This is a genomic window from Agromyces binzhouensis, assembly GCF_042672355.1.
GTDB classification, from domain to species: domain Bacteria; phylum Actinomycetota; class Actinomycetes; order Actinomycetales; family Microbacteriaceae; genus Agromyces; species Agromyces binzhouensis.
In genome coordinates, this window is the sequence record NZ_JBHXVJ010000003.1 from 407,268 (window position 1) to 430,054 (window position 22,787).

Annotated in this window: 19 protein-coding genes; 7 read left to right on the top strand and 12 right to left on the bottom strand. The window is 73.9% G+C overall.

Going from position 1 to position 22,787, the window contains the following annotated elements; translation table 11 throughout:
- Positions 1-31 precede the first annotated feature (31 nt).
- Genes ACFVHK_RS07750 through ACFVHK_RS07760 form a run of 3 tightly spaced genes read right to left on the bottom strand, consistent with a single transcriptional unit; the run spans position 32 to position 2,099 of the window.
- A complete protein-coding gene (locus ACFVHK_RS07750; protein ID WP_376928299.1) occupies positions 32-799 on the bottom strand; it encodes an ABC transporter permease in 768 nt (255 codons plus the stop codon).
- A complete protein-coding gene (locus tag ACFVHK_RS07755; RefSeq protein ID WP_376928300.1) occupies positions 796-1,533 on the bottom strand; it encodes an ABC transporter ATP-binding protein in 738 nt (245 codons plus the stop codon). Before ACFVHK_RS07755 ends, ACFVHK_RS07750 begins: the two co-directional genes overlap by 4 nt.
- A complete protein-coding gene (locus tag ACFVHK_RS07760; RefSeq protein WP_376928301.1) occupies positions 1,530-2,099 on the bottom strand; it encodes a TetR/AcrR family transcriptional regulator in 570 nt (189 codons plus the stop codon). Before ACFVHK_RS07760 ends, ACFVHK_RS07755 begins: the two co-directional genes overlap by 4 nt.
- Before the next feature lie 146 nt (positions 2,100-2,245).
- On the opposite strand from ACFVHK_RS07760, the gene ACFVHK_RS07765 reads away from it, so the two are divergent.
- Positions 2,246-4,348 (top strand): RecQ family ATP-dependent DNA helicase, encoded by a 2,103-nt coding sequence (locus tag ACFVHK_RS07765; protein ID WP_376928302.1) that lies wholly within the window; start codon positions 2,246-2,248, stop codon positions 4,346-4,348.
- A gap of 9 nt (positions 4,349-4,357) precedes the next feature.
- On the opposite strand, the gene paaZ is transcribed toward ACFVHK_RS07765, so the two are convergent.
- The 7 genes from paaZ to ACFVHK_RS07800 form a co-directional block, all read right to left on the bottom strand.
- Positions 4,358-6,478 (bottom strand): phenylacetic acid degradation bifunctional protein PaaZ, encoded by a 2,121-nt coding sequence (gene paaZ / locus ACFVHK_RS07770; RefSeq protein WP_376928326.1) that lies wholly within the window; start codon positions 6,476-6,478, stop codon positions 4,358-4,360.
- A gap of 41 nt (positions 6,479-6,519) precedes the next feature.
- Positions 6,520-7,389 (bottom strand): 3-hydroxyacyl-CoA dehydrogenase family protein, encoded by an 870-nt coding sequence (locus tag ACFVHK_RS07775; protein ID WP_376928303.1) that lies wholly within the window; start codon positions 7,387-7,389, stop codon positions 6,520-6,522.
- On the bottom strand, positions 7,386-8,168 hold the full coding sequence (locus ACFVHK_RS07780) for an enoyl-CoA hydratase/isomerase family protein (RefSeq protein WP_129233620.1): 783 nt from the start codon (positions 8,166-8,168) through the stop codon (positions 7,386-7,388). The genes ACFVHK_RS07775 and ACFVHK_RS07780 overlap by 4 nt, the downstream gene beginning before the upstream one ends.
- Entirely contained in the window at positions 8,165-9,367 is a 1,203-nt protein-coding gene (locus ACFVHK_RS07785; protein ID WP_376928304.1) for a thiolase family protein, read from the bottom strand. The genes ACFVHK_RS07780 and ACFVHK_RS07785 overlap by 4 nt, the downstream gene beginning before the upstream one ends.
- A 191-nt stretch (positions 9,368-9,558) precedes the next feature.
- Positions 9,559-9,948 (bottom strand): hypothetical protein, encoded by a 390-nt coding sequence (locus ACFVHK_RS07790; RefSeq protein WP_376928305.1) that lies wholly within the window; start codon positions 9,946-9,948, stop codon positions 9,559-9,561.
- Between the two features lie 5 nt (positions 9,949-9,953).
- Positions 9,954-10,658 (bottom strand): FHA domain-containing protein, encoded by a 705-nt coding sequence (locus tag ACFVHK_RS07795; protein WP_376928306.1) that lies wholly within the window; start codon positions 10,656-10,658, stop codon positions 9,954-9,956.
- Positions 10,659-10,929: 271 nt separating this feature from the next.
- A complete protein-coding gene (locus ACFVHK_RS07800) occupies positions 10,930-13,098 on the bottom strand; it encodes a DEAD/DEAH box helicase (RefSeq protein ID WP_376928307.1) in 2,169 nt (722 codons plus the stop codon).
- 292 nt (positions 13,099-13,390) lie between these two features.
- Here ACFVHK_RS07800 and ACFVHK_RS07805 point away from each other — a divergent pair, with 292 nt between their 5' ends.
- Positions 13,391-13,918, top strand: a complete 528-nt coding sequence (locus ACFVHK_RS07805; protein WP_376928308.1) for a GNAT family N-acetyltransferase — start codon at positions 13,391-13,393, stop codon at positions 13,916-13,918.
- 24 nt (positions 13,919-13,942) lie between these two features.
- On the opposite strand, the gene ACFVHK_RS07810 is transcribed toward ACFVHK_RS07805, so the two are convergent.
- Complete coding sequence (locus tag ACFVHK_RS07810; RefSeq protein WP_376928309.1) at positions 13,943-14,743, bottom strand: HNH endonuclease family protein; 801 nt, start codon at positions 14,741-14,743, stop codon at positions 13,943-13,945.
- A 224-nt stretch (positions 14,744-14,967) separates the two neighbouring features.
- On the opposite strand from ACFVHK_RS07810, the gene ACFVHK_RS07815 reads away from it, so the two are divergent.
- Together ACFVHK_RS07815 and ACFVHK_RS07820 are read left to right on the top strand one after the other, a co-directional pair.
- Positions 14,968-15,975, top strand: coding sequence for an alpha/beta hydrolase fold domain-containing protein (locus ACFVHK_RS07815; RefSeq protein WP_376928310.1), 1,008 nt, complete (start codon positions 14,968-14,970; stop codon positions 15,973-15,975).
- 79 nt (positions 15,976-16,054) lie between these two features.
- Positions 16,055-16,654 (top strand): antibiotic biosynthesis monooxygenase, encoded by a 600-nt coding sequence (locus tag ACFVHK_RS07820; protein ID WP_376928311.1) that lies wholly within the window; start codon positions 16,055-16,057, stop codon positions 16,652-16,654.
- A gap of 19 nt (positions 16,655-16,673) precedes the next feature.
- Here ACFVHK_RS07820 and ACFVHK_RS07825 read toward each other — a convergent pair whose 3' ends face one another.
- Positions 16,674-17,447: an IclR family transcriptional regulator gene (locus ACFVHK_RS07825; protein WP_376928312.1), complete on the bottom strand. Its 774-nt coding sequence runs from the start codon at positions 17,445-17,447 to the stop codon at positions 16,674-16,676.
- An 86-nt stretch (positions 17,448-17,533) separates the two neighbouring features.
- Between ACFVHK_RS07825 and hutH the strand changes: the two genes are divergently transcribed.
- From hutH to hutU, 3 genes are all read left to right on the top strand, one after another.
- Positions 17,534-19,123 (top strand): histidine ammonia-lyase, encoded by a 1,590-nt coding sequence (gene hutH, locus ACFVHK_RS07830; protein ID WP_376928313.1) that lies wholly within the window; start codon positions 17,534-17,536, stop codon positions 19,121-19,123.
- A gap of 122 nt (positions 19,124-19,245) precedes the next feature.
- Positions 19,246-20,805 (top strand): M23 family metallopeptidase, encoded by a 1,560-nt coding sequence (locus tag ACFVHK_RS07835; RefSeq protein ID WP_376928314.1) that lies wholly within the window; start codon positions 19,246-19,248, stop codon positions 20,803-20,805.
- A 127-nt stretch (positions 20,806-20,932) separates the two neighbouring features.
- Complete coding sequence (hutU, locus tag ACFVHK_RS07840) at positions 20,933-22,654, top strand: urocanate hydratase (RefSeq protein ID WP_376928315.1); 1,722 nt, start codon at positions 20,933-20,935, stop codon at positions 22,652-22,654.
- Positions 22,655-22,787: the final 133 nt, after the last annotated feature.

Below are 22,787 nucleotides of genomic sequence, written 5' to 3' on the forward strand. Positions count from 1 at the left end.
GAACCCTGCGGCACGGCGGCGCCGACGCCCCTCAGCGGTCCAACTGCAGCCGCGACCATGTGAGCGCGCACAGCGCGCCGAACGCGAGCGGCACCGTCGGCACGGTCAGCAGCGCCGCGGCCGGCACCGACTCGGGCGCGATCGCCCAGAGCGCGGGCGCGACGAACGGCACCCACGCCCCGACATCCGCGATCGCCGAGACCTGCGCGACCACGATGATGCCGACCGTCGCGGCGATGCCGGGCAGCAGTCCGCGCCCGATCGTCGCGACCCACGCGGCGGGCACGGCGATGAGCGCGGAGAGCACCACGAGCACGGGGATCCGCGCGAGCGCGGCGACGCCGGCGGCATCCGTCGTGCCGTAGCCCATCGCGACGCCCACGGTCGCGACGACGCCGGTGAGGGCGACGGCGACCGCCACCGACCAGGCGAGGTAGACCACGAGCTTGCCGAGCGCGATCGCCGGGCGCGACACCGGGAGGGCGAAGAGCGCCGCGGCGGTGCCGTCGGCGAACTCGCGGCCGAACATCCAGCTGAGGGCCACGCCGAACGCGAGCACGCCGGCCGCCGCCGTGATCTGCAGCACGACGCCGACGAGGCCGGCCCAGCCGGGCACGCCCGCGAGCGGACCGAGCTTGGCGAGCACCTGTGCGTCGCCGGATGCCGCGGCGAGCAGCATCCCGAGCGCGAGCACGCCCACGCCGACGACGAGGAGCACCGTGGTCGAGGCCATCACGCGGGAGGCGATCGCCTTGCGCCCCTCGACCGCGACCGCCGCGCCGAGCCCCGCTCCGCTCATGCGGCGGCCCTCCGGGTCTCGTCGTCGTCGTGCACGAGCGCGAAGAACGCGCGCTCGAGGTCGAAGCCGCCCGGGTCGAGCGACCCGATGACCCGCCCGTCGTTGACGACCGTGATCCGGTCGGCGACGCGGGCGACCTCGTCGAGGTGGTGGCTCGAGACGAGGATGCCGGCACCGGCGGCGGCCCGCCGCAGCAGCGACTCGCGCAGCACGATGACGCCGGCCGGGTCGAGCCCGTTCGTCGGCTCGTCGAGCACGATCGCCTCGGGCCCGTGCAGCAACGCGCCCGCGAGACCGACGCGCTGCCGGTTGCCGAGCGAGAGCCGGACCGCGCGCACGCCCGCGTATCGCCCGAGGTCGAACTCGTCGAGCGCCCGGTCGACGGCGGCGGCCACGGCCGCCCGGTCGAGCCCGTGCAGGCGCGCCGCGACCTCGAGGTTGGCGCGGCCGGTGAGCTCGGCGTAGGCGAGCGGGTGCTCGACGAGGTGGCCGACGCGCGCCCAGGTCGAGGCATCCGCTCGGGTGACGTCGACGCCGCGCACGCGAACCGCGCCCGAGTCGGGCCGCAGCATGCCGAGGAGCAGGCGCATGAGCGTCGTCTTGCCCGCGCCGTTCAGGCCGACCAGCGCGTGGATCTCGCCCGCCGCCACGTCGAGGTCGATGCCGTGCACGCCCGCGCCGCCGCGGAACGCACGCGCGACGCCGCGGGCCTCGAACCGGGGCGCGGCGCTCATGCGTCGCCCGCCACGACGTCGAGGGCGCGTTCGATGGCCGCGCCGAGGGTGTCGACCTCGCCGTCGGCCCACGCGTAGAGGCCGGTGACGAGCGCGGCGATCACGGCCGATGCGGCGGCGCGGGCCTCGAACGCGGATGCTCCGTCGGCTTCGAGCCGGGCGGCGATCGCCTGCTCGGTGTTCCCGGTGCTCCGCCACATGGCGCCGCGCAGCGCGGGCGTGCGCGCCGCGATCCGCACCCGCCGCCGGATCTCCGGCTGCTCGGGTTCGGGCAGCATCCGCCAGGCCGAGCGGATGCCGCGCGCCGCGCGGTGCAGGGGCGGCAGCTCGCGCGGCTGGTCGCCGATGCCCTCGGCGAGGAACGGGTCGTACGGGTCCTCGAGCACGAGCTGCTCCTTCGTGGCGAAGTGCCGGAAGAAGGTCATCTCGGTGACGCCCGCAGCCCGCGCGATCTCCGCCGCGGAGGTCTGGTCGTACCCCTGCCGCTCGATGAGGTCGAGCCCGTGGTCGATCAGGCGCTGGCGGGTGCGGAGGCGTCTCGGCGTCGGGGTGGTGGTCGTGGTCACGACATAATGTTAGCCACTAACATTGAGGTCGGCAAGGTCCGCGGACCGGCCAGCGGGTGGTCGCCCGCGGTCGAGCCCGCGCGACCCGGTGCCCGCCTGCCGGCCGACCTCGCGCGCCTGTCAGCCGCATGCGCAAGGCTGGACGCATGCCCTCCCCCGACCCGACCACGACCACCGACCTCCGCGCCGAGGCGCTCGCCGCCCTCCGCGAGCTCGTCGGCCGCGACGACGCCGAGTTCCACGACGGCCAGTTCGAGGCGATCGAGGCCCTCGTCGCCGGCCGCCGACGGGCGCTCGTCGTGCAGCGGACGGGCTGGGGCAAGTCGGCCGTGTACTTCGTCGCGACCCTGCTGCTCCGCCGCCGCGGCGGGGGCCCGACGATCCTCGTGTCCCCGCTGCTCGCACTCATGCGCGACCAGGTCGCGGCCGCCGAGCGCGCGGGCGTGCGGGCCGTCTCGATCAACTCGGCCAACGCGCACGAGTGGCGGGAGGTCCTCGCCCGCCTCGACGCCGACGAGGTCGACGTGCTGCTCGTCTCGCCCGAGCGGCTGAACAACCCGTCGTTCCGTGAGCAGCAGCTGCCCTCGCTCGTGCGCCGGCTCGGCATGCTGGTGGTCGACGAGGCGCACTGCATCAGCGACTGGGGTCACGACTTCCGGCCCGACTACCGTCGCCTGCGCGACCTCATCGCCGAGATCCCGGCCGACGTGCCCGTGCTCGCGACGACGGCGACCGCGAACAGCCGGGTCGTGGCGGATGTCGCGGAGCAGCTCGGCACCGACGTGCTCACGATCCGCGGGCCGCTCGCCCGGTCCTCGCTCCGGCTCGGCGTGCTCCGACTGCCCGACTCGACCGGCCGGCTCGCGTGGCTCATCGACCACCTCGACGACCTCCCCGGCTCGGGCATCGTCTACGCCCTCACCGTCTCGGCGGCGGTCGACACCGCGCGCGTGCTGCGCGAGCGCGGCCACGACGTGCGTGCCTACACCGGGCAGACCGACCCCGACGAGCGCGAGGAGTCCGAGGGCATGCTCAAGCGCAACGAGGTCAAGGCGCTCATCGCGACGAGCGCGCTCGGCATGGGCTTCGACAAGCCCGACCTCGGCTTCGTCGTGCACCTCGGCGCACCCTCGTCGCCCGTGGCGTACTACCAGCAGGTCGGCCGTGCCGGTCGCGCGAGCGAGAACGCCGACGTGCTGCTGCTGCCCGGTCGCGAGGACCCGGCGATCTGGCACTACTTCGCGACCGCGTCGATGCCCGACGAGGAGCGCGCGCGACGCGTGATCGACGAGCTCTCCGATGTGCCGCTCTCGACGCCCGCGCTCGAGGCGCGCGTCGACATCCGCCGCACCCCGCTCGAACTGCTGCTGAAGGTGCTCGACGTCGACGGCGCCGTGCGGCGCGTGCAGGGCGGCTGGATCGCGACCGGTGCGCCGTGGAGCTACGACGCCGAGCGCTACCGCCGCATCGCGGAGGAGCGCGAGGCCGAGCAGCGCCACATGCTCGAGTACGAGCAGACCGACGGATGCCGCATGGCCTTCCTCCAGCGATCCCTCGACGACGACACGGCGGCGCCGTGCGGGCGCTGCGACCGGTGCGCGGGCGCCTGGTACCCGGGCGAGGTCGATGCGGAGGCCGCGTCCGCCGCCGCGAGCGCGCTCGACCGCGTCGGGGTGCCGATCGAGCCGCGCCGCGCGTGGCCGACCGGCGCCGACCGGCTCGGCGTGCCCGTGAAGGGGCGCATCGCGCCGGGCGAGCAGGCCGCCGAGGGCCGCGCGCTCGCGCGGCTGACCGACCTCGGCTGGGGGTCGACGCTGCGGGAGCTCTTCGCGCCGAACGCGCCGGATGCACCACTGCCGCCGCGCGTGCTCGACGCGTGCGTGCGCGTGCTCGCCGAATGGGGCTGGAGCGAGCGGCCCGTGGCCGTGGCATCCGTGCCCTCGCGCTCGCGCCCGCAGCTCGTCGGGTCGCTCGCACGCGGGCTCTCCGAGGTCGGTCGGCTGCCGTACCTCGGCGAGCTCGCCCCGGTCGACGGCGGTCCGACGGGCGGCCCGGGGGGCAACAGCGCGTTCCGGCTCGCGGGCGTCTGGAGCCGCTTCTCCGCCGACGGCCTCGACGTGCCCGCCGGCGGCGTGCTGCTCGTCGACGACCTCGCAGACAGTCGCTGGACCCTCACGATCGCCGCGCGCGAGCTCCGCCGGGCGGGCGCGACCGAGGTGCTCCCGTTCGCGCTCGCGCTGCGCGGCTGATCGAGGGGACTAGGCCGGCTGCGGCTGGGCGCCCGCCTCGACCGTCGCGTCGTCGGCCTCGGCCTCGCCCTCGTCCGCCTGCTCCTTCGCGACGAGCGTCAGCACGTCGTACGTCGCGACGAGCTCGTCCCGCTGGTTCTTCAGCACCGCGTCCCAGCGCACCTCGCCGTACTCGTCGGTCTCGCGCGGCGTGATCTGCTTCGCCGTGAGCTCGACGCGGATCTCGTCGCCGGGCGACACCGGCGTGATGAAGCGCAGGTTCTCGAGTCCCGAGTTCGCGAGCACCGGCCCGGGCGCGGCGTCCACGAAGAGCCCGGCGGCCCACGACACGAGCAGGTAGCCGTGCGCGACGCGCCCCGGGAAGAACGGGTTGGCGGCCGCGGCCGCCTCGTCCATGTGCGCGTAGAACGTGTCGCCCGTGAACTGCGCGAACGTCTCGATGTCCTCGAGCGTCACGGTGCGCGAGGCCGACGCGACCTGGTCGCCGATGCGGAGCTCCGCGAGCGACTTCCGGAACGGGTGCGCCTCACCGGTCTCGGCGTACGGGCGCGCCTCGGCGCCCGAATGCCAGACGCCCGTGAGGGCGGTGAGCATCGCGGGCGAGCCCTGCACGGCCGTGCGCTGCATGTGGTGGTGCACGGCGCGGATGCCGCCGAGCTCCTCGCCGCCGCCGGCGCGGCCGGGGCCGCCGTGCACGAGGTGCGGCACGGGCGAGCCGTGGCCGGTCGACGTGCGCGCGTCGTCGCGGTCGAGGAAGAGGAGGCGGCCGTTCATCGCGGCGATCCCGGACGCGAGTGCGACCGCGACGTCCGGATCGTGGGTGGCGACGCTCGTCACGAGCGAGCCGCCTCCGCGGGCGACGAGGTCGACCGCCTGGTCGATGGTGTCGTAGGCGATGACGGATGCCACGGGGCCGAACGCCTCGACCTCGTGCACCGCGTCGGCCGTGGCATCCGTGAAGCTCAGGAGCATCGGCGCGACGAAGGCGCCGTCGGCGTCGACGCCCTCCGGCGTGTCGGTCGAGCCGATCACGAGCTCGCCGCCGGCCTCCTGGAGGCGGCGCACCTGCCGGAGTACCTCGTCGCGCTGTGCGAGCGAGGCGAGCGGGCCCATGGTGACGCCCTCGGTGCGCGGGTCGCCGACGACGACCTTCGCGGCCAGTCGCGCCCGGACGGCGTCGACGACCGCGTCGACGGATCCGGCGGGCACGATCGCACGGCGGATGGCCGTGCACTTCTGCCCGGCCTTCGAGGTCATCTCGACGACGAGCTGCGCGACGTACGCGTCGAACTCCGGCGTGCCGGGCACGGCGTCGGTGCCGAGCACCGAGGCGTTGATCGAGTCGGTCTCGCTCGTGAAGCGCACGCCGCCGGTCTGCACCGAGTCGTGCGCGCGGAGGCGCTCGGCCGTCGACGCCGACCCGGTGAAGCCGACGAGGTCGCCGACGCGGAGGTGGTCGAACAGGTCGGGCACGCTGCCGGACACGAGCTGCAGCGAGCCCGCCGGCAGGAGCCCCGACTCGACGAGGATGCGCACGAACGCCTCGGCGAGGTAGCCGGTCGGCGTCGCGGGCTTGACGACGGTCGGCACGCCGGCGAGGAACGCGGGCGCGAACTTCTCGAGCGAGCCCCACACGGGGAAGTTGAACGCGTTGATCTGCACGGCGACACCGGGCAGTCGCGTGTAGACGTGCCGGCCGATGAACGAGCCGTCCTTCGACAGCGGCTCGACCGGTCCGTCGACGACGACCTTCGCGTTGGGCAGCTCGCGACGCCCCTTCGACGAGTAGGTGAAGAGCACGCCGATGCCGCCGTCGATGTCGACCCACGAGTCGCGCTTGGTGGCGCCGGCGCGGGCCGAGACCTCGTAGAGCTCGGCCTTGCGCTCGGTGAGCGCGAGCGCCATCTGCTTCAGCAGCACGGCGCGCTGGTGGAACGTCAGCTCGCCCAGTGAGCGCTGGCCGACGGTGCGCGCGTGCTCGAGCACGGCGCCGAGGTCGAGCCCTTCGGTCGAGACGCGCGCGACGAGCTCGCCGGTCGACGCGTCGCGCACCTCGGTGGCGGATGCCTCGGCTGACGCGTCGGGCGTCCACCATGCGTCGCGGACGTAGCTGGGCAGGATGCCGGTCATCTGGGTCTCCTCGGTCGTGTCGGTCGTGGCGGCGACGCGCGTCACTGCGCGTCCCACAGGTGGAAGCCCTCGCCGGTCTTGCGACCGAGCTTGCCCTCGGCGACCATGCGTCGCAGGAGGGCGGGCGGTTCGAATCGGTCGCCGAGCTCGCCCGCGAGGTACTCGGCGATGCCGAGCCGCACGTCGAGACCGACGAGGTCGGTGAGCCGCAGGGGGCCCACGGGGTGCTTGTAGCCGAGCACCATCGCGGTGTCGATGTCCTCGGCCGAGGCGACGCCCTCCTCGAGCATGCGGATCGCCTCGAGGCCGAGCGCGACGCCGAGCCGGCTGGACGCGAAGCCCGGAGCGTCGTGGACGACGATCGGGGCCTTGCCGATCGCCTCGACCCAGCCGCGCGCCTCCTCGACGAGCGCGCCGTCGGTGGCGGCGCCGCGCACGATCTCGACGAGCGCCGACGCGGGCACGGGGTTGAAGAAGTGCAGGCCGAGGAACTGCTCGGGTCGATCGAGCCGGCCCGCGAGCCCGTCGATCGAGATCGACGACGTGTTCGACGCCAGCGCGGCATCCGCCCCCAGCACGGCCTCGACGCGGGTGAGCGCGTCGACCTTCAGGTCGAGGTCCTCCGGCACCGCCTCGACGACGAGGTCGGATCCGGCGAAGTCGGCGACGTCGGTCGCGACCCCGAACCGCGCGCCGAGCGCGTCGGCGGTCTCGTCGGTCGTGGCCCGGGCGACGGATGCCGCCACGGAGTCGAGCACGCGCGTGCGGGCCGCCTCGGCGGCGTCCGCGTCCCGTTCGACGACGGTGACGTTGGATCCCGCGAGGAGGAAGGCGTGCGCGATGCCCGCGCCCATGCGGCCCCCTCCGAGGACGCCGACCCGCTGCGGTGCCGTCGTGTTCGTGTCGTTCACTTCGCGCTCCTCTTCGACCGCCGCTCGAGGAACTCGGTCATGCGGCGGTGCTTCTCGGGACTCTCGAACAGCACCGCCTGCTCCTCGAGGTCGACGTGCGGGTGGTCGGTGCGCGGCGCTCGCATGACGCGCTTGGTCGCCATGGTCGCCGCGGGGTCGTTCTTCGCGATGCGGTCGGCGATCGCGTGCGCCTCGTCGAGGAGGTCGGCGGTCGGGTGCACCGCCGTGATCAGCCCGATCGAGAGCGCCTCGGCGGCGTCGACGATCCGCCCGGTGAGGAGCAGCTCGGCCGCGCGGGCCTCGCCGACGATCTCCTTGAGCCGCCAGGTCGCCCCGGCCGCCGGGATGATGCCGAGTCCGGTCTCGGGGTTGCCGAACTTCGCGTCGGGCGTGGCGATGCGGATGTCGGCCGCGAACGCGAGCTCGGCGCCGCCGCCCAGCGCCCAGCCGTCGACCGCGGCGATGACGGGCATGGGCAGTTCGTTGATGCGGATGAACGCGTTCGCGTTGATGCCCGCGCGGGCGTCGGCGGCGGTGCGCTCGCGCATCTGCGCGATGTCGGCGCCCGACGCGAACACGCCGTCCGTTCCGGTGAGGATCAGGATGCGCGGTTCGGCCTCGAGCTCCGCGCACAGCGCGTGGACGGCGTCGATCGTGGCCTGGTCGATCGCGTTGCGCTTGTCGGGTCGGTTCAGGGTCGCGACGACGCGGTCGTCGCGTCGCTCGACGAGGAGCGGCTGCGGCGCGTCGGGCGACGCCGCGACATCCGGCGCGTTCATCGCACCCCCTCGACGATCAGGGCGCTGCCCTGCCCGACGCCGACGCACATGGTGGCGAGACCGTAGCGCGAGCCCTCGCGCTCCATGCGGCCGAGCAGCGTGACGACGAGCCGGGCACCCGACGAGCCGAGCGGATGCCCCAGGGCGATGGCCCCGCCGTCGGCGTTGACCCGCTCGGGGTCGAGTCCGAGTCGGCGCATCGACGCGAGCGACTGCGTCGCGAACGCCTCGTTGAGCTCGATCGAGCCGATGTCGTCGAGCGAGACGCCGGAGCGCTCGAGCGCCTTCTCGGTCGCGGGGACGGGGCCGAGGCCCATGATCTCTGGCGCGAGGCCGGCCGAGGTGCCCACCACGACCCGCGCGCGCGGGGTGAGGCCGTAGCGCTCGACGGCCGACGCGCTCGCGACGACGATCGCGCTCGCGCCGTCGTTCAGCGAGCTCGAGTTGCCGGCGGTGACCACGCTGCCGCCCTTCACGACCGGGCGGAGTCCGGCGAGGGCCTCGAGCGAGGTGTCGCGTCGCGGGCCCTCGTCCACGAGGACCTCGCCGCGCGCCGTCGGCACGCCGACGATCTCGGCCTCGAAGCGGCCGGCGTCGATCGCGGCGGCGGCGCGCTGCTGGCTGCGGAGCGCGAAGGCGTCGGCGTCCTCGCGCGTGATGCCGTCGACACGCGCGACCTCCTCGGCCGTCTCCGGCATCGAGAAGGTGGCCTTGTCGCGGGCGAGGAGCTTCGCGTTCGGGAAGCGCCAGCCGATCGACGTGTCGTAGGCGTCGCCGGGCTTCGCCCACGGCTTCTCGGGCTTGGCCTGCACCCACGGCGCACGGGTCATCGACTCGACGCCGCCGGCGACGATGAGGTCCGCGTCGCCCGCGCGGATCGCCTGCGCGGCCATGGTGATCGCCGACATGCCCGACGCGCAGAGGCGGTTCACGGTGATGCCCGGCACGGAGTCGGGGAGTCCGGCAAGCAGCACCGACATGCGGGCGACGTTGCGGTTGTCCTCGCCGGCCTGGTTCGCGGCGCCGAGGATGACCTCGTCGATCGCGCCCTCCTCGATCGCGTCGAGCTCGAGTCCGGCGCGGCGGATCGCCTCGCCGACGACGAGGCTCGCGAGGTCGTCGGGTCGCACGCCCGCGAGCGCGCCCCCGTACCGACCCACCGGGGTCCGCACTCCGCCGACGAGATAGGCGTCCGCCATGTTCTGCTCCTGACCGCGTTGTCGGGACCGCCGCACGCCGCCCGGCGGCGTCCGCGTCATCCGTTCCGGCTGCTTTCACAACCGACCGTTCAGTCAGTAAGTATGCCGAACGGATGCCCCGTCCGCCAGTCGGCCGGCGCGTCGACCGGTCGAGTCGAGCCCGCGGTTCGCGGCCGAGGAGGCCGATGCCGTCAATTGAGGAGACCGAGCACGCCCGCCGCGAGCGGGCCGATCCACGTCGCGACCTTCACGATGTTCTCGAAGATCGACGTACCGGCCTCGACCAACGCTCCGCCCTTCTTCACCGTCTCGACGACCTTGTCGAGGCGCGAGGCGGCCTTCGCACGGTCGGGTTCCGGGCCGTCCATGTCCTTCGCGATGCCGTCGAGCTCCTCGCTCACGCGGCCGTACGCATCGGGCGGGAGGAGCTGCTCGGCGTCGCGACGCAGCGAGTCGATGGTGGGCCGCATCTCGGCCAGGGTCGACTCGACCGTGATCGACTGCACGGTCATGTGCTGGTCCCCCGCGGCGATGTACTGGTCGCGGCCGGCGTGGAAGCTCGCCCCCTCGAATGCACCCATCGTCATCATCCCCTCTCTTGTTGTCTGCGTCGCTGAGCGCGCGAGATCCCGGTGCCGACGCTCGCGATGAGACCTCCGAGGGCGAACAGCCCGAAGGCGTACCCGAACTGCACCGGGAACTCCGGGATGCCGGGGCCGTCGTAGGCCGCCGTGGAGAAGAGCGTGAAGGCGGCCCAGCCGAACCCCCCGAGCGAGACGATCATGCCGATGATCGCGATGACCCTGCCCGGCCCGCGGCCCTGGAAGATCTCGTCGCTCGGATCGTCATCGGCCCGGACGTGGATGGTCTGGTTCCATGTCTGGTTCCCCGCGGCGATGAACTGGTCTCGAGTCGAGGCGTAGACGTCACCTGATCCCGGCTGGGCGCGGCGCGGCCCGCCGGCTCCCGGCGACCCGGGTTCGCCGACCTCGTACTGCAACTGGACCGTGCCGACCGTCACGCGGTCACCGGACCGCAGCACGGACGGCCCCTCGAGGCGTCGACCGTTCACCCAGGTGCCGTTCCGGGACTGCTGGTCGACGACGACGACCGCAGGTCCGGTCGCATCGATCACGAGATGGCGCCGGCTCACGCCCTGGTAGGGCAGCCGGATGTCCGCCGTCTCGTCGCGACCGACGAGGGACACCCTCGGCGGGATGACGATGACCTCGCCGCCCCGGTCCCCCGCGACGACGAGCCGTCGAGCGCCGTCAGCCGGACGCTCGCCCATCGGCCCGGGCTCCACGCTGTTCGACGACCATGATCGCCGCCCCCTCGATCATGCGACCCGCAACGGATTCGCGTGGCCGAAGTCTAGGGAGTCGCCGAGGCTGCCGCATCCCCTGTTCAGGGTGTATCGCCGTGCCTGCCCGGCGCGGTGCGCCGTTGCCCGCTCGATCGGGACGTGCCGATGGACTGCGCGTCGCATGGAAGCACGAAGGCCCCGACCGGGGGGTCGGGGCCTTCGTGCGATGGGGGCAGGCGGATGCCGCGGAGCGGCGTTACGCGACGGGGGCGTCGGCTCCGTCGGGCGCGTCCTCGTCGGCCGCGGCGACCGCGGCGGCGGGGGCCGCCGTGCGGATCGGGCCGAGGTCGCTGAGCAGCTCGTCGCCGAGACGGACGTCCTCGAAGTCGACCTCGATCTCGGCGCGGTCGAGGAGCTCGGCGAGGCGACGCTGGCGGTTCCGGGGGGTCAGCGTGACGACGCGTCCCTCGCGACCGGCACGGCCGGTGCGGCCGGAGCGGTGCAGGTAGGTCTTGTACTCGTCAGGCGCGTCGGCCTGGATGACCAGGTCGATGTCGTCGACGTGGATGCCCCGGGCGGCGACGTCCGTCGCGACGAGCACGTCGACCCGGCCGCTCGTCAGCTGGTGCAGGTTGCGCGTGCGCTTGGCCTGGTTCAGGTCGCCGTGCAGGGCGACGGCGAAGATGCCGGCGTCCTCGAGGTGCATCGTCAGGTCCTCGGCGAACGCGCGGGTCCGGGAGAAGATGAGCGTCTTGCCGTTGCGGTCGGCGAGGCGGGCCACGATGTCGCGCTTGTCGCGGTTGTCGATGACGAACACGCGGTGCTCGATCGTGCCGGAGGCCTGGTCTTCGCCCGCGACCTCGTGCACGGCCGGGTCGACGAGGAACTCGTCGACGAGCGCGGCCACGCCCGTGTCGAGCGTCGCCGAGAAGAGGAGCTTCTGGCTGCCCTCGGCGGTGCGGCGGAGGATGCGCTGCACGGGCTCGAGGAACCCGAGGTCGCACATGTGGTCGGCCTCGTCGAGGACGGTGATCCTGATCTCTGAGAGGTCGAGGCGACCCTGCTCGATGAGGTCCTCGATGCGACCCGGGGTGCCGATCACGATGTCGACGCCGCGCTGCAGCGCACCGACCTGGCGGCCCTGCGGCACGCCACCGTAGATCTGCGTCGTGAAGAGGCCGACGCTCTGCGCGATCGGCTGCACGGTGCGGTCGATCTGCAGGGCGAGCTCGCGCGTCGGCGCGAGGATCAGGGCCCGGGGCTTGCGCCCCATCTGGCGCTTGCCGCCCGACTTGCCGGCGGCGGCCCAGTCCTGCATGAGGCGCTCGACGGTCGGCGCGCCGAACGCGATGGTCTTGCCCGAGCCCGTTCGTCCGCGTCCGAGGACGTCGCGGCCCTCGAGCACGACCGGGATCGTGGCCGCCTGGATCGGGAACGGCGACTCGGCGCCGAGGTCGCTCAGGGCGCGCACGATGTTGCCGCCGAGGCCGAGGTCGGCGAAGCGGACGCCGTCGACCTGCCCGGCCTGGATGGCGTCGGCCTCGAGGCGCTCCAGCACCACGTCGTCGGACGGCGCGAAGCGCTCGGTACGATCGCTGCGCTCCGCCCGGTCCTTCGCCGGGTAGAACGACGACGGACGGCGCTCGGAGTCGCGGAAGCCGGGGCGGTCGAACTCGCGGCTGCGGCGCGGCGCACGCTCCTCGCGGTCGAACGATCGGCCGGGACGCTCGTCGCGGTCGGACCGGCGGGGCGCGCGGTCGTCGCGGTCGAAGCGACGCGAGGGACGCTCGTCGCGGTCGGATCGGCGGGGCGCGCGGTCGTCGCGGTCGAAGCGACGCGAGGGACGCTCGTCGCGGTCGGACCGGCGGGCCCCACGGTCATCGCGGTCGAAGGAACGCGCGGGACGCTCGTCGCGCTCGAAGCGACGCGGCGCACGGTCGTCACGACCGTTCGAGCGGGCAGGGCGGTCATCACGGTCGAAGCGACGCGAGGGACGCTCGTCACGGTCGGACCGGCGGGCCCCACGGTCATCGCGGTCGAAGGAACGCGCGGGGCGCTCATCGCGGTCGAAACGACGAGGCGCACGCTCGTCGCGGTCGTACCGGCGCGGCGCACGGTCGTCACGACGCGGCGCGCGGTCGTCACGGTCGTACCGACCCGGCGCGCGGTCGTCGCGTCCGACGCGCTCGTCGCGTCCGGCACGCTCCGCACGGTGCGGCGCCCGGCCGCTCGCGACGCGCTCATCGCGCGTCCAACGCTCCTTGGGCGCCGCCTCCTCCTGGCGGTACCCGCGGTGGCCCGGGCTGCGCGAGCCGGGCTTCTGCGCACCGCCGGCACGCGGGGTGCTGCGGCGCGAGCTCTTCGCGTACGACGGGTCGAAGTTCTTGGCGGGGCGACCGCCGGCGGGCTTCTTGTTCTTGGGCATCGGGGCTTCCTGGGTTGCATTGCGTGTACATGGCAACCGGCCGCGCGATCGCGCGGCACGACTGAGAACCCGGGAGCTTCGTCGACCGGGGCCGTTCACATACGGTGTCTATCCGCGCGCGGACTGCGCGTGGAACCGGCCCTCGAGACTCACAAACCCATCCGTGCGACGTGCACGGTGTCCAGAACCGACCTCCCAACGATACCGGACACCCTCCTGTGAATCCCCTTCACGTCGCATTCCGCCGCAGGAACGTAACGGAGCGGTAACGCGACTGCCGTACGCTCTCGTCGTGACCACACCGCCGTCGATCTCCGTCGAGCCGCCGCACGCGGCCGGAGTCACGCGCCTGCTCGAGGCCGGATCGTCGTACTCGCGTGCGCTCTACCCCGCGGGCGACGGGTGCCTGCAGCTCGACGCGGGCGAGCTCACCCGGCCGGGGGTCACGGTGTACGTCGCCCGCGACGACGACGGCACGGCGGTCGGCATGATCGCCCTCATCGACGACGGCGCGCACGGCGCCGGGCGGGCCGAGATCGCCCGCATGTACGTCGACGAGCCCGCGCGCGGGACCGGTATCGCGAGCCGCCTGCTCGATCGGGTCGAGACGGATGCGAGTGCGCGCGGCATCCGGGAGCTCGTGCTGCAGACGGGCACGCAGCACCTGCCGGCGCAGGCGCTCTACGCCAAGCACGGCTACCGTCGCGTGGCACCGTTCGGCCGCTACGTCGGCGCGCCCGCGAGCATCTGCATGGCGAAGTCCCTCGTCGGCTTCGGCGCCGACCTGCTCGACGAACGCCCGCTCGCCGTGGGCGAGTAGCGCCGGCCCGGCCGGGCGCCCGCCTCACGCCGCCGGACGGCACCCGTCGAGCACGCGCTCGATCGCATCGCGCTCGGGCGGCGTCACCCAGAGGTCGTGCGCGGCCTTGACGGCGACCTGGCGTGCGACGTACTCGCATCGGAAGGAGCGGTTCGCGGGCAGCCACGTGGCCGCATCGCCGGCGCCCTTCTGCTGGTTCGCGGAACCGTCGACCGCGAGCAGGTTCAGCGGGTCGTTGGCGAACGCGACGCGCTCCTCCTCGGTGAGCTGCTGCGCGCCGGTCACCCAGGCGTTCGCGAGGGGGACGACGTGGTCGATCTGCACGAGCTGCGACGTGCCCTCGCCGCGCACGAACTCGATGAGCGAGCCGGTGTACGGGTCGTCGAGGATCCCGGAGAGGACGCGGCATCCCTGGGGCCGGTCGGGGTCGTCGAGGTCGCGCGCGAGCACGTCGTTCCGCGTGTCGCACCCGTTGCGGTCGACGTCGATCCACCCGTGGCCGAACGCGTCGCGTTCGTAGCCGGTCATGGCCGCGCGTCCCTTGACGGGCAACGACGCGAGGTCCGACAGCGCCGCCTCCCACTCGGCCGCCGTCAGTCCCCGCTCGACCGACGTCGCGTCGGACGCGTCCGGGTCCCCCGGCGCATCGGCCGGCCGGATCGCGGGTTCGCCGTCGAGTTCGACGACGATCGCGTCGAGGACGTCGACGAGCTCGTCCGCCGAGCAGGCGCTGAGCGACAGCGCGAGCCCGACGCCGAGGAGCATTCCCAGGGTCCGGCGTGCGGGGCGGTTCGGGGTCGCGGGGGTTCGGCGGAGTCGGGTCACGGGTCCATTCGGGATCGGGTCGGGAGCGGGTCGGCCGAGAGGCGGCCGAACGGTGCGGGTCGAGGGTCCGGGCCGGCGGCCGTGCAGGCCCCGTCGAGCGTAGCGGCGCGCGCCGACGCCGGCCGACGCCGCGTGCCGGTGCGTCCGACACCGCTCGGGCCGGTGCCTTCCGGGCGGCGGCGCTGGGGTAGCATCGCCTCACCCAGAACCCGGAGCCCCCACCCATGACCCGACTCTCCGGCTTCCGCGGCAGCCGGCGTCGCCGGCCGGTGCGGATCGCCCTCGCCGTGAGCGCCGCCCTCGCGGTCGCCGCCGTGGCCTCGGCGTTCCACCAGCCGCTGCGCGAACTCGACCCGAGCGCACGCCAGGCCTCGAGCGAGGTCGCCGGCAGCGAGATCATCGGGATCCGCACGTTCGAGGCGCCGACCGACCTGCGCGTCGACGCCGACCTCGAGTACGCGGTCGCCGAGGACGGCACCGTCCTGACGCTCGACGTGTGCCGCCCGGCGGCATCCGCCATCGCCGGCTCGAACGCCGCCGTCGTCTCGATCCACGGGGGCAGCTGGGCGCGCGGCGACAAGGCGAACTCCGACTGGCGGAAGGTGTGCCTCTGGCTCGCGAGCGAGGGATTCGTCGCGGCATCCGTCAACTACCGGCTCGTGCCCGACGCCGCGTATCCGGCGCAGGTCGACGATGTCGCCGCCGCGGTCGCGTGGCTGCGCGAGCCCGACCAGCTCGAGCGGTTCGACCTCGATCCTGCGCGCATCGGCGTGTTCGGAGGGTCGGCCGGCGGCCACCTCGCCGCGCTGCTCGGCACGCTGGGCGAGGGGCCCCTCGACGTGGGCTCGCGGGTCGCGGCAGTGGCCGAGCTCTCGGGCCCGGTGGGCCTCGGGCTGCCCGAGCTCGATGCGGATGCCGCATCGGACTGGCTCCGCGGCATCGTCGGCGAGTTCCTCGCGTGCGAGCCCGGCACGCCCGACGAGGCGTGCCCGCAGGCGATCGAGGCGTCGGCGACGGCGCACGTCGACCCGACGGATCCGCCGTTCTTCATCGGGCACGCCGAATCCGAGGTCGTCCCGCTCGCGCAGTCGCAGCGGCTCGCGGACACGCTGGGCGCGTCGGCCGTCGAGGTCGAGCTCGCGGTGGTGCCCGGCGACGCGCACTCGATCGGCATCCTCGACGAGGGCCTGCGCGAACGCGTCGCCGCCTTCCTGCACGCGCACCTCGGCTGACCGCCCCTCCGGCGCGGGGGATCCGGCCTCCACGAGCACGTGCGATGCGCACGACACACGCATGCGCTGTGATGGACGCATGGCCACCGAACCGATCACCGTGTCGATCCGCCGCGAGGTCGATCCCGACCGCATCGCGGAGGCGACGGTCTGGGTGCAGACCGGCGTGAACCTCGCCAACCGCTATCCGGGGTTCCTCGGCTCGGGCTGGGTGCGCGCGGGCGAGGACTCCGACGTGTGGCACATGCTCTACCGATTCGCGAACGAGGAGACCCTCGAGGCGTGGGAGCGCTCGCCCGAGCGCTCCTGGTGGCTCGAGATGGGCCGCGGGTTCGTGCGCGCCGAGAAGGCGAAGCGCCGGACGGGCATCGAGGGCTGGTTCGACGACCCGGCGACGGGTTCGGTCCCGGCGGTGGCGGATGACCCGGGGTCGGCTGACGGGGCGCTCCCGCCCGCCCCGCCGCGCTGGAAGCAGGCCGTCAGCATCTGGCTCGGGTTCTTCCCCGTGAACCTCGCGTTCTCACTCCTCATCGCGCTCGCGCCGTGGTGGGAGGACGTGCCGCTCGTGCTCCGGGTCCTCGTCACGACCCTCGTCCTGACGCCGATCATGACGTACTGGGTGCTGCCGCGGGTGACGCGGATGCTCCGGGGCTGGCTCGTCCCGTCACGAGCGGGCTGATCGCCGGCCTCCGGCCCGCTCAGCGCGCGCCGATCCGGCGCGACAGCGTCGCCGCGGCATCGATCACCGCCGCGCCCGCGGTGTCGACGAGTTCGTCGGGCGCGCCTTCGGCGAAGGTCACCGCGATCGCCGCGGCCGGCCAGCCGACGTGGTCGAGCACGGGCGCGCCGACGGATGCCAGCCCTCGCGTGACCTCGCCGTGCTCGCCCGCCACTCCTGCCGCGCGTGCCTCGGCGAGCACGGACTTCAGACGCGAGTACGTCCAGGGCGCGGCATCCGTCGTCGACGGCAGGTCGGCGAAGGCCGCGCGGTCGGGGTAGAGCGCGCGGAGCTGCGCGGGCGGCAGGGCCTGGAGCATCGCGCGGCCGGAGGCGGTCAGGTGCGCGGGCAGTCGCACGCCCACGTCGGAGACGAGCGACGGCCGCCGCGGGGCGCGTTCCTCGACGAGGTAGAGCACGTCGCGTCCGTGCAGCACGGCGAGGTGGCCGGACTCCCCGAGGCGGTCGACGAGCGCCGCGACGAGCGGGCGGCCGAGCCGCGTGAGCGGCTGCTGGCGGCTGAACCCGCTCGAGAGCTCGAACGCGGCGACGCCGAGCCCGTACCGTCGTTCCTCGGGCAGGTGGACCACGAATCCGCGCTCCTGCAGCACCGCGAGCAGGTGGTAGGTCGTCGAGCGCGGAAGTCCGAGCGCGGTCGCGATCGACGCGGCGGGCACCGGCCCGCGCTGCGCAGCGAGGTGGGTGAGGATCCGCAGGACCTGGTCTGCGGCGGGCACCTTCGATGCGTCCGACATGCTCCACGTCCCTCCGTCCGGTATCCCGGACGGCAGCGTACTCTCCCGCGTCCCGGAGCGCGCGGGAACGGTGTGGAATCGGACGTATGAGCACCATCGCGCCCGCACCCGCCCGCACCGCGGCATCCGTCACCGTCGGCGTCGGACCGCTCTCGATCGACGACGTCGTCGCCGTCGCCCGCCACGACGCCCGCGTCGAGCTCGACCCCGCCGCGCTCGACGCGGTCGCCGCGAGCCGCGCGATCATCGACGACCTGGCCGCCGACCCGCAGCCGCACTACGGCATCTCGACCGGGTTCGGCGCGCTCGCAACGACCTTCATCGCCGAGGACCGCCGCGCGCAGCTGCAGGCGAGCCTCGTGCGCTCGCACGCCGCGGGCTCCGGCCCCGAGGTCGAGCGCGAGGTCGTGCGCGCCCTGATGCTGCTGCGCCTCTCGACGCTCATGACGGGTCGCACCGGCGTGCGCCGCGAGACCGCCGAGACGTACGCCGCGATCCTGAACGCCGGCATCACCCCCGTCGTCCGCGAGTACGGCTCGCTCGGGTGCTCGGGCGACCTCGCGCCGCTCGCCCACTGCGCCCTCGTCGCGATGGGCGAGGGCGAGGTGCGCGTGCGCGGCACCGAGTCCGACGGCCCGCACACCGCGCCGACGGATGCCGCGTCGGCACTCGCCACGGCCGGCATCGCGCCGCTGCACCTCGGCGAGAAGGAGGGCCTCGCCCTCATCAACGGCACCGACGGCATGCTCGGCATGCTCGCGCTCGCGATCCACGACCTGCGGATGCTGCTCGCGACGGCCGACGTCGCCGCCGCGATGAGCGTCGAAGGGCTCATGGGCACCGACGCCGTGTTCGCCGCCGACCTCCACGCGCTCCGGCCGCAGCGCGGCCAGGCGGTCTCCGCCGCGAACATCCGGCACCTGCTCGCGGGATCGCCGATCGTCGCGAGCCACAAGGGCCCCGAGTGCACGCGCGTCCAGGACGCGTACTCGCTGCGCTGCGCGCCGCAGGTGCACGGAGCCGCCCGCGACACGGTCGCGCACGCGGCATCCGTCGCCGACGCCGAGCTCGCGAGCGCCGTCGACAACCCCGTGCTGACCCCCGACGGCCGCGTCGAGTCGAACGGCAACTTCCACGGCGCTCCGGTCGCGTACGTGCTCGACTTCCTCGCGATCGCGGTCGCGGACGTCGCCTCGATGAGCGAACGACGCACCGACCGGTTCCTCGACAAGGCCCGCAACCACGGGCTGCCGCCGTTCCTCGCGCACGAGGTGGGCGTGGACTCGGGGCTCATGATCGCGCAGTACACCGCCGCCGGGATCGTGTCGGAGCTCAAGCGGCTCGCCGCCCCCGCGTCGGTCGACTCGATCCCTTCATCGGCGATGCAGGAGGATCACGTGTCGATGGGCTGGGCCGCCGCGCGCAAGCTCCGCCGCGCGCTCGACGGGCTCACTCGGGTCGTCGCGATCGAGGTCATGACGGCCGCTCGCGGCCTCGCGCTCCGGGCCCCGCTCGAGCCGGGCACGGCGAACGGCGCGGTCGTCGACCTCGTCGCCTCGACCGGCGCGATTCCGGGTGAGGATCGCTTCCTCTCGCCCGAGATCGAGCGCGTCGTCGAGGCGGTCCGGTCGGGCGCGGTGCTCGATCGCGCAGGAGCCGTCACGACGGTGGCCTGACCCCACGGACGGCCTGCGCCCCGAACGGGGGACCACCGAGGGCAATCCGGTCCTTGTGCGCCCTCCGGCAAGCAGGGCAGACTTGGGGGGTGCCGGCATGGTTGCCGGACCCAGGAAGCCCTATGTTCCATACCCGAGACGTCGACGAGCGAGACCCGTTCCGAGCGAGGCCCGCCCGGAGGTGCACCGCTGCGGTCGCGGTGATCGCCGGTGGCCTGCTGTTCGGCATGTCAGCCGTCGCGCCGGCCGCCGCCGAGGAACTCGACACGACGTCGGTCTCGAGCGAGGCCGAGGGCACGACCGCCACCTCGGAGTCGACGACCGAGGCGACCGCCGATCCGACGCCGGAGCCGACCCCGACGCCGGAGCCGACCCCGACGGAGGATCCCGCGCCGACGGAGCCCGCGCCGACCGAGCCGGCACCGTCGCCCGACCCGACGCCCGATCCCGAGCCGACGCCCGATCCCGCGCCGACCCCGGATCCGACTCCCGAGCCGACGCCGACCCCGACGCCCACGCCGGACCCGACGCCCACGCCGGACCCGACGCCCACGCCCACCCCGACGCCCACGCCCACCCCGACGCCCACGCCGACTCCGAGCCCGTCGCCATCGCCGACGCAGTACAGCTCGGGCGTCACGGCGCCCTTCGTGCTCGTCGGAGACGGCCCCGTCGCGCGGATGCTGCAAGTCACGACGGTCGGCACGAACTCGTCGCAGACGGCGGCGGTCGCCGGTCTCCGAACCAAGCTCGACCGCGCCATGACCGAACTCCGGAGCGCCGAGTCCGCCCTCGCCTCGGCGCGGAGCACGCGGAGCGTCGCGCGTGCGGTGGCCGAACGGCTCGACGAGCAGGCGGCCGAGGCCCGCCACGTCGCCGAGACCGCCGCGAGCGTCTACCTCGACGCGGTCGAGGGCGACGGTGCGGCGCTGCGATCGATGGCCGCGGCGATGGGCTCGGGCAAGGACCTGCTCGCGGGACTGGCGGGCATGGAGCGCGTGCAGAAGCTCGCCGGGGACTCCGAACGGCTCCGCGCGATCGCGGAGCGACGTGACGCCGATGCGACCGCCGCCGAGGAGCGCGCCGCCGCCGCTTGGGAGGCGGTCGACGCCATCCCGATCGATCGGTTCGAGAACGACGTGGTCGTCGCCGAGGGCGTCGTCGCCGCGGCCCGCGCCGCGCTGAACGGCGCGCAGACGCGACTCGCGGCCTCCGACCTGGTCGCCACCTTCGAGACCGTCCCGATCGACGGCGGTCAGCTGAGCGAGCAGGGATGGGCATCGCCGGTGTTCGGGTCGATCACCGACGGCTTCGGCCCTCGCCCCGACAAGCCTCTGCCCGGCGTGAACGAGTTCCATCGCGGCACCGACATCGCCGCGCAGTGCGGCACCGGCGTCTTCGCCGCGACCGGTGGCGTCGTGGTCGTGGCCGGCGCGAGCGGGTCCTACGGCAACTGGATCCTCATCGACCACGGCGACGGCGTCACGACGGGCTACGCGCACCTGCGCGACGGCGGCATCCTCGTCGCGGAGGGCCAGGTCGTCGAAGCCGGCGAACTGATCGGCGCGGTCGGCAGCACCGGTGCCTCGACGGGCTGCCACCTCCACTACGAGATCCGGATCGACGGCACTGCGACCGACGCGATCCCGTTCATGGCGGCCCGCGGCGTCAGCCTCGGCTGAGTCCCGAGGGCGACGCCGCACCTCGAAGCCGGGGCCTCCGGCGCGCCGGGGCACGGTGTCCGGGATCCCGGACACGGGCGACGTGGCATCCGTTGTCGGCGGCCCCGCGAGGGTGTGGGATCGGAACATGACCACTGCCGCACCCACAGAGGCCGACGCCGTCGCCGGCCCCCGCACCGTCCGCGCCGCACGCGGCTCCGAGCTCTCGGCGAAGAGCTGGCAGACCGAGGCGCCGCTGCGCATGCTCATGAACAACCTCGACCCCGAGGTCGCCGAGCGCCCCGAGGACCTCATCGTCTACGGCGGCACCGGCAAGGCCGCCCGCAACTGGGAGGCGTTCGACGCGATCACGCGCACCCTCCGCGAGCTCGAGCCCGACGAGACGCTCCTCGTCCAGTCGGGCAAGCCGGTCGGCGTCTTCCGCACGCACGAGTGGGCGCCCCGCGTGCTCATCGCGAACTCGAACCTCGTCGGCGACTGGGCCACCTGGCCCGAGTTCCGCCGCCTCGAGCAGCTCGGCCTCACCATGTACGGGCAGATGACCGCGGGGTCGTGGATCTACATCGGCACGCAGGGCATCCTGCAGGGCACGTACGAGACGTTCGGCGCTGTCGCACGGTCGCTCGCCGCGAAGCGCGGCGCGAGCGCCGACGAGGTCGCGACCGCCTCGCTCGCCGGCACGCTCACGCTCACCGCCGGCTGCGGCGGCATGGGCGGCGCGCAGCCGCTCGCCGTGACGATGAACGGCGGAGCCGTGCTCATCGTCGACGTCGACGAGATGCGGCTCACCCGTCGCGTCGAGCACGGCTACCTCGACGAGGTCGCGCCGTCGCTCGATGACGCGGTCGAGCGCGCGCTCGCCGCGAAGGCCGAGGGGCGCGCGCTCAGCGTCGGTGTCGTCGGCAACGCGGCGTCGGTGTTCCCCGAGCTGCTCGAGCGCGGCGTCGCGATCGACATCGTGACCGACCAGACCAGCGCGCACGACCCGCTGTCCTACCTCCCGATGGGCGTCTCCGTCTCGGAGTGGCATGCGCTCGCGGCATCCGACCCCCACGAGTTCACCGAGCTCTCCCGGAAGTCCATGGCCGCGCACGTCGAGGCCATGGTCGGCTTCCAGGCGCGCGGCGCCGAGGTCTTCGACTACGGCAACTCGATCCGCCGCGAGGCCGAGCTCGGCGGCTACGAGCACGCCTTCGACTTCCCGGGTTTCGTGCCCGCCTACATCCGGCCGCTGTTCGCCGAGGGCAAGGGCCCGTTCCGCTGGGCGGCGCTCTCGGGCGACCCCGCCGACATCGCGGCGACCGACCGGGCGATCCTCGAGCTGTTCCCCGAGGACGCGCACCTGCGCCGCTGGATCGAGCAGGCCGGCGAGAAGGTCCACTTCGAGGGCCTGCCCGCGCGCATCTGCTGGCTGGGCTACAAGGAGCGCCACCTCGCCGGCCTGAAGTTCAACGAGATGGTCGCGTCGGGCGAACTCTCGGCACCCATCGTGATCGGTCGCGACCACCTCGACTCGGGCTCCGTCGCCTCGCCATACCGCGAGACCGAGGCCATGGCCGACGGCTCCGACGCGATCGCCGACTGGCCGCTGCTCAACGCCCTGCTCAACACCGCGTCGGGCGCGACGTGGGTGTCGATCCACCACGGCGGCGGCGTCGGCATCGGCCGGTCGATCCACGCGGGCCAGGTCGTCGTCGCCGACGGCACCGACCTCGCCGCGGAGAAGATCGCACGCGTGCTCGTGAACGACCCCGGCACCGGCGTCATGCGTCATGTCGACGCCGGCTACGACCGCGCCGTCGAGGTGGCGCGCGACCGCGGCCTGAACGTGCCCATGATGGACGCATGACCGACAGAGGTGCGGGGCGGCGGATGCTGCTGACGAACATCGGCGAGCTCGTCACGAACGATCCCGGCGCCGACCGCGAGGGCGCGCCGCTCGGCATCGTGCGCGACGCGGCCGTCCTCGTCGAGGACGGCCG

Bases quoted from the DNA above. Each gene is read 5' to 3' on its own strand.
- ACFVHK_RS07750 (WP_376928299.1), bottom strand. From the start codon at position 799: ATGAGCGGAGCGGGGCTCGGCGCGGCGGTCGCGGTCGAGGGGCGCAAG.
- hutU (WP_376928315.1), top strand. From the start codon at position 20,933: ATGACCACTGCCGCACCCACAGAGGCCGACGCCGTCGCCGGCCCCCGC.
- ACFVHK_RS07755 (WP_376928300.1), bottom strand. From the start codon at position 1,533: ATGAGCGCCGCGCCCCGGTTCGAGGCCCGCGGCGTCGCGCGTGCGTTC.
- ACFVHK_RS07815 (WP_376928310.1), top strand. From the start codon at position 14,968: ATGACCCGACTCTCCGGCTTCCGCGGCAGCCGGCGTCGCCGGCCGGTG.
- paaZ (WP_376928326.1), bottom strand. From the start codon at position 6,478: ATGACCGGCATCCTGCCCAGCTACGTCCGCGACGCATGGTGGACGCCC.
- ACFVHK_RS07790 (WP_376928305.1), bottom strand. From the start codon at position 9,948: ATGGGTGCATTCGAGGGGGCGAGCTTCCACGCCGGCCGCGACCAGTAC.
- ACFVHK_RS07785 (WP_376928304.1), bottom strand. From the start codon at position 9,367: ATGGCGGACGCCTATCTCGTCGGCGGAGTGCGGACCCCGGTGGGTCGG.
- ACFVHK_RS07820 (WP_376928311.1), top strand. From the start codon at position 16,055: ATGGCCACCGAACCGATCACCGTGTCGATCCGCCGCGAGGTCGATCCC.
- ACFVHK_RS07835 (WP_376928314.1), top strand. From the start codon at position 19,246: ATGTTCCATACCCGAGACGTCGACGAGCGAGACCCGTTCCGAGCGAGG.
- hutH (WP_376928313.1), top strand. From the start codon at position 17,534: ATGAGCACCATCGCGCCCGCACCCGCCCGCACCGCGGCATCCGTCACC.
- ACFVHK_RS07800 (WP_376928307.1), bottom strand. From the start codon at position 13,098: ATGCCCAAGAACAAGAAGCCCGCCGGCGGTCGCCCCGCCAAGAACTTC.
- ACFVHK_RS07780 (WP_129233620.1), bottom strand. From the start codon at position 8,168: ATGAACGCGCCGGATGTCGCGGCGTCGCCCGACGCGCCGCAGCCGCTC.
- ACFVHK_RS07765 (WP_376928302.1), top strand. From the start codon at position 2,246: ATGCCCTCCCCCGACCCGACCACGACCACCGACCTCCGCGCCGAGGCG.
- ACFVHK_RS07825 (WP_376928312.1), bottom strand. From the start codon at position 17,447: ATGTCGGACGCATCGAAGGTGCCCGCCGCAGACCAGGTCCTGCGGATC.
- ACFVHK_RS07795 (WP_376928306.1), bottom strand. From the start codon at position 10,658: ATGGGCGAGCGTCCGGCTGACGGCGCTCGACGGCTCGTCGTCGCGGGG.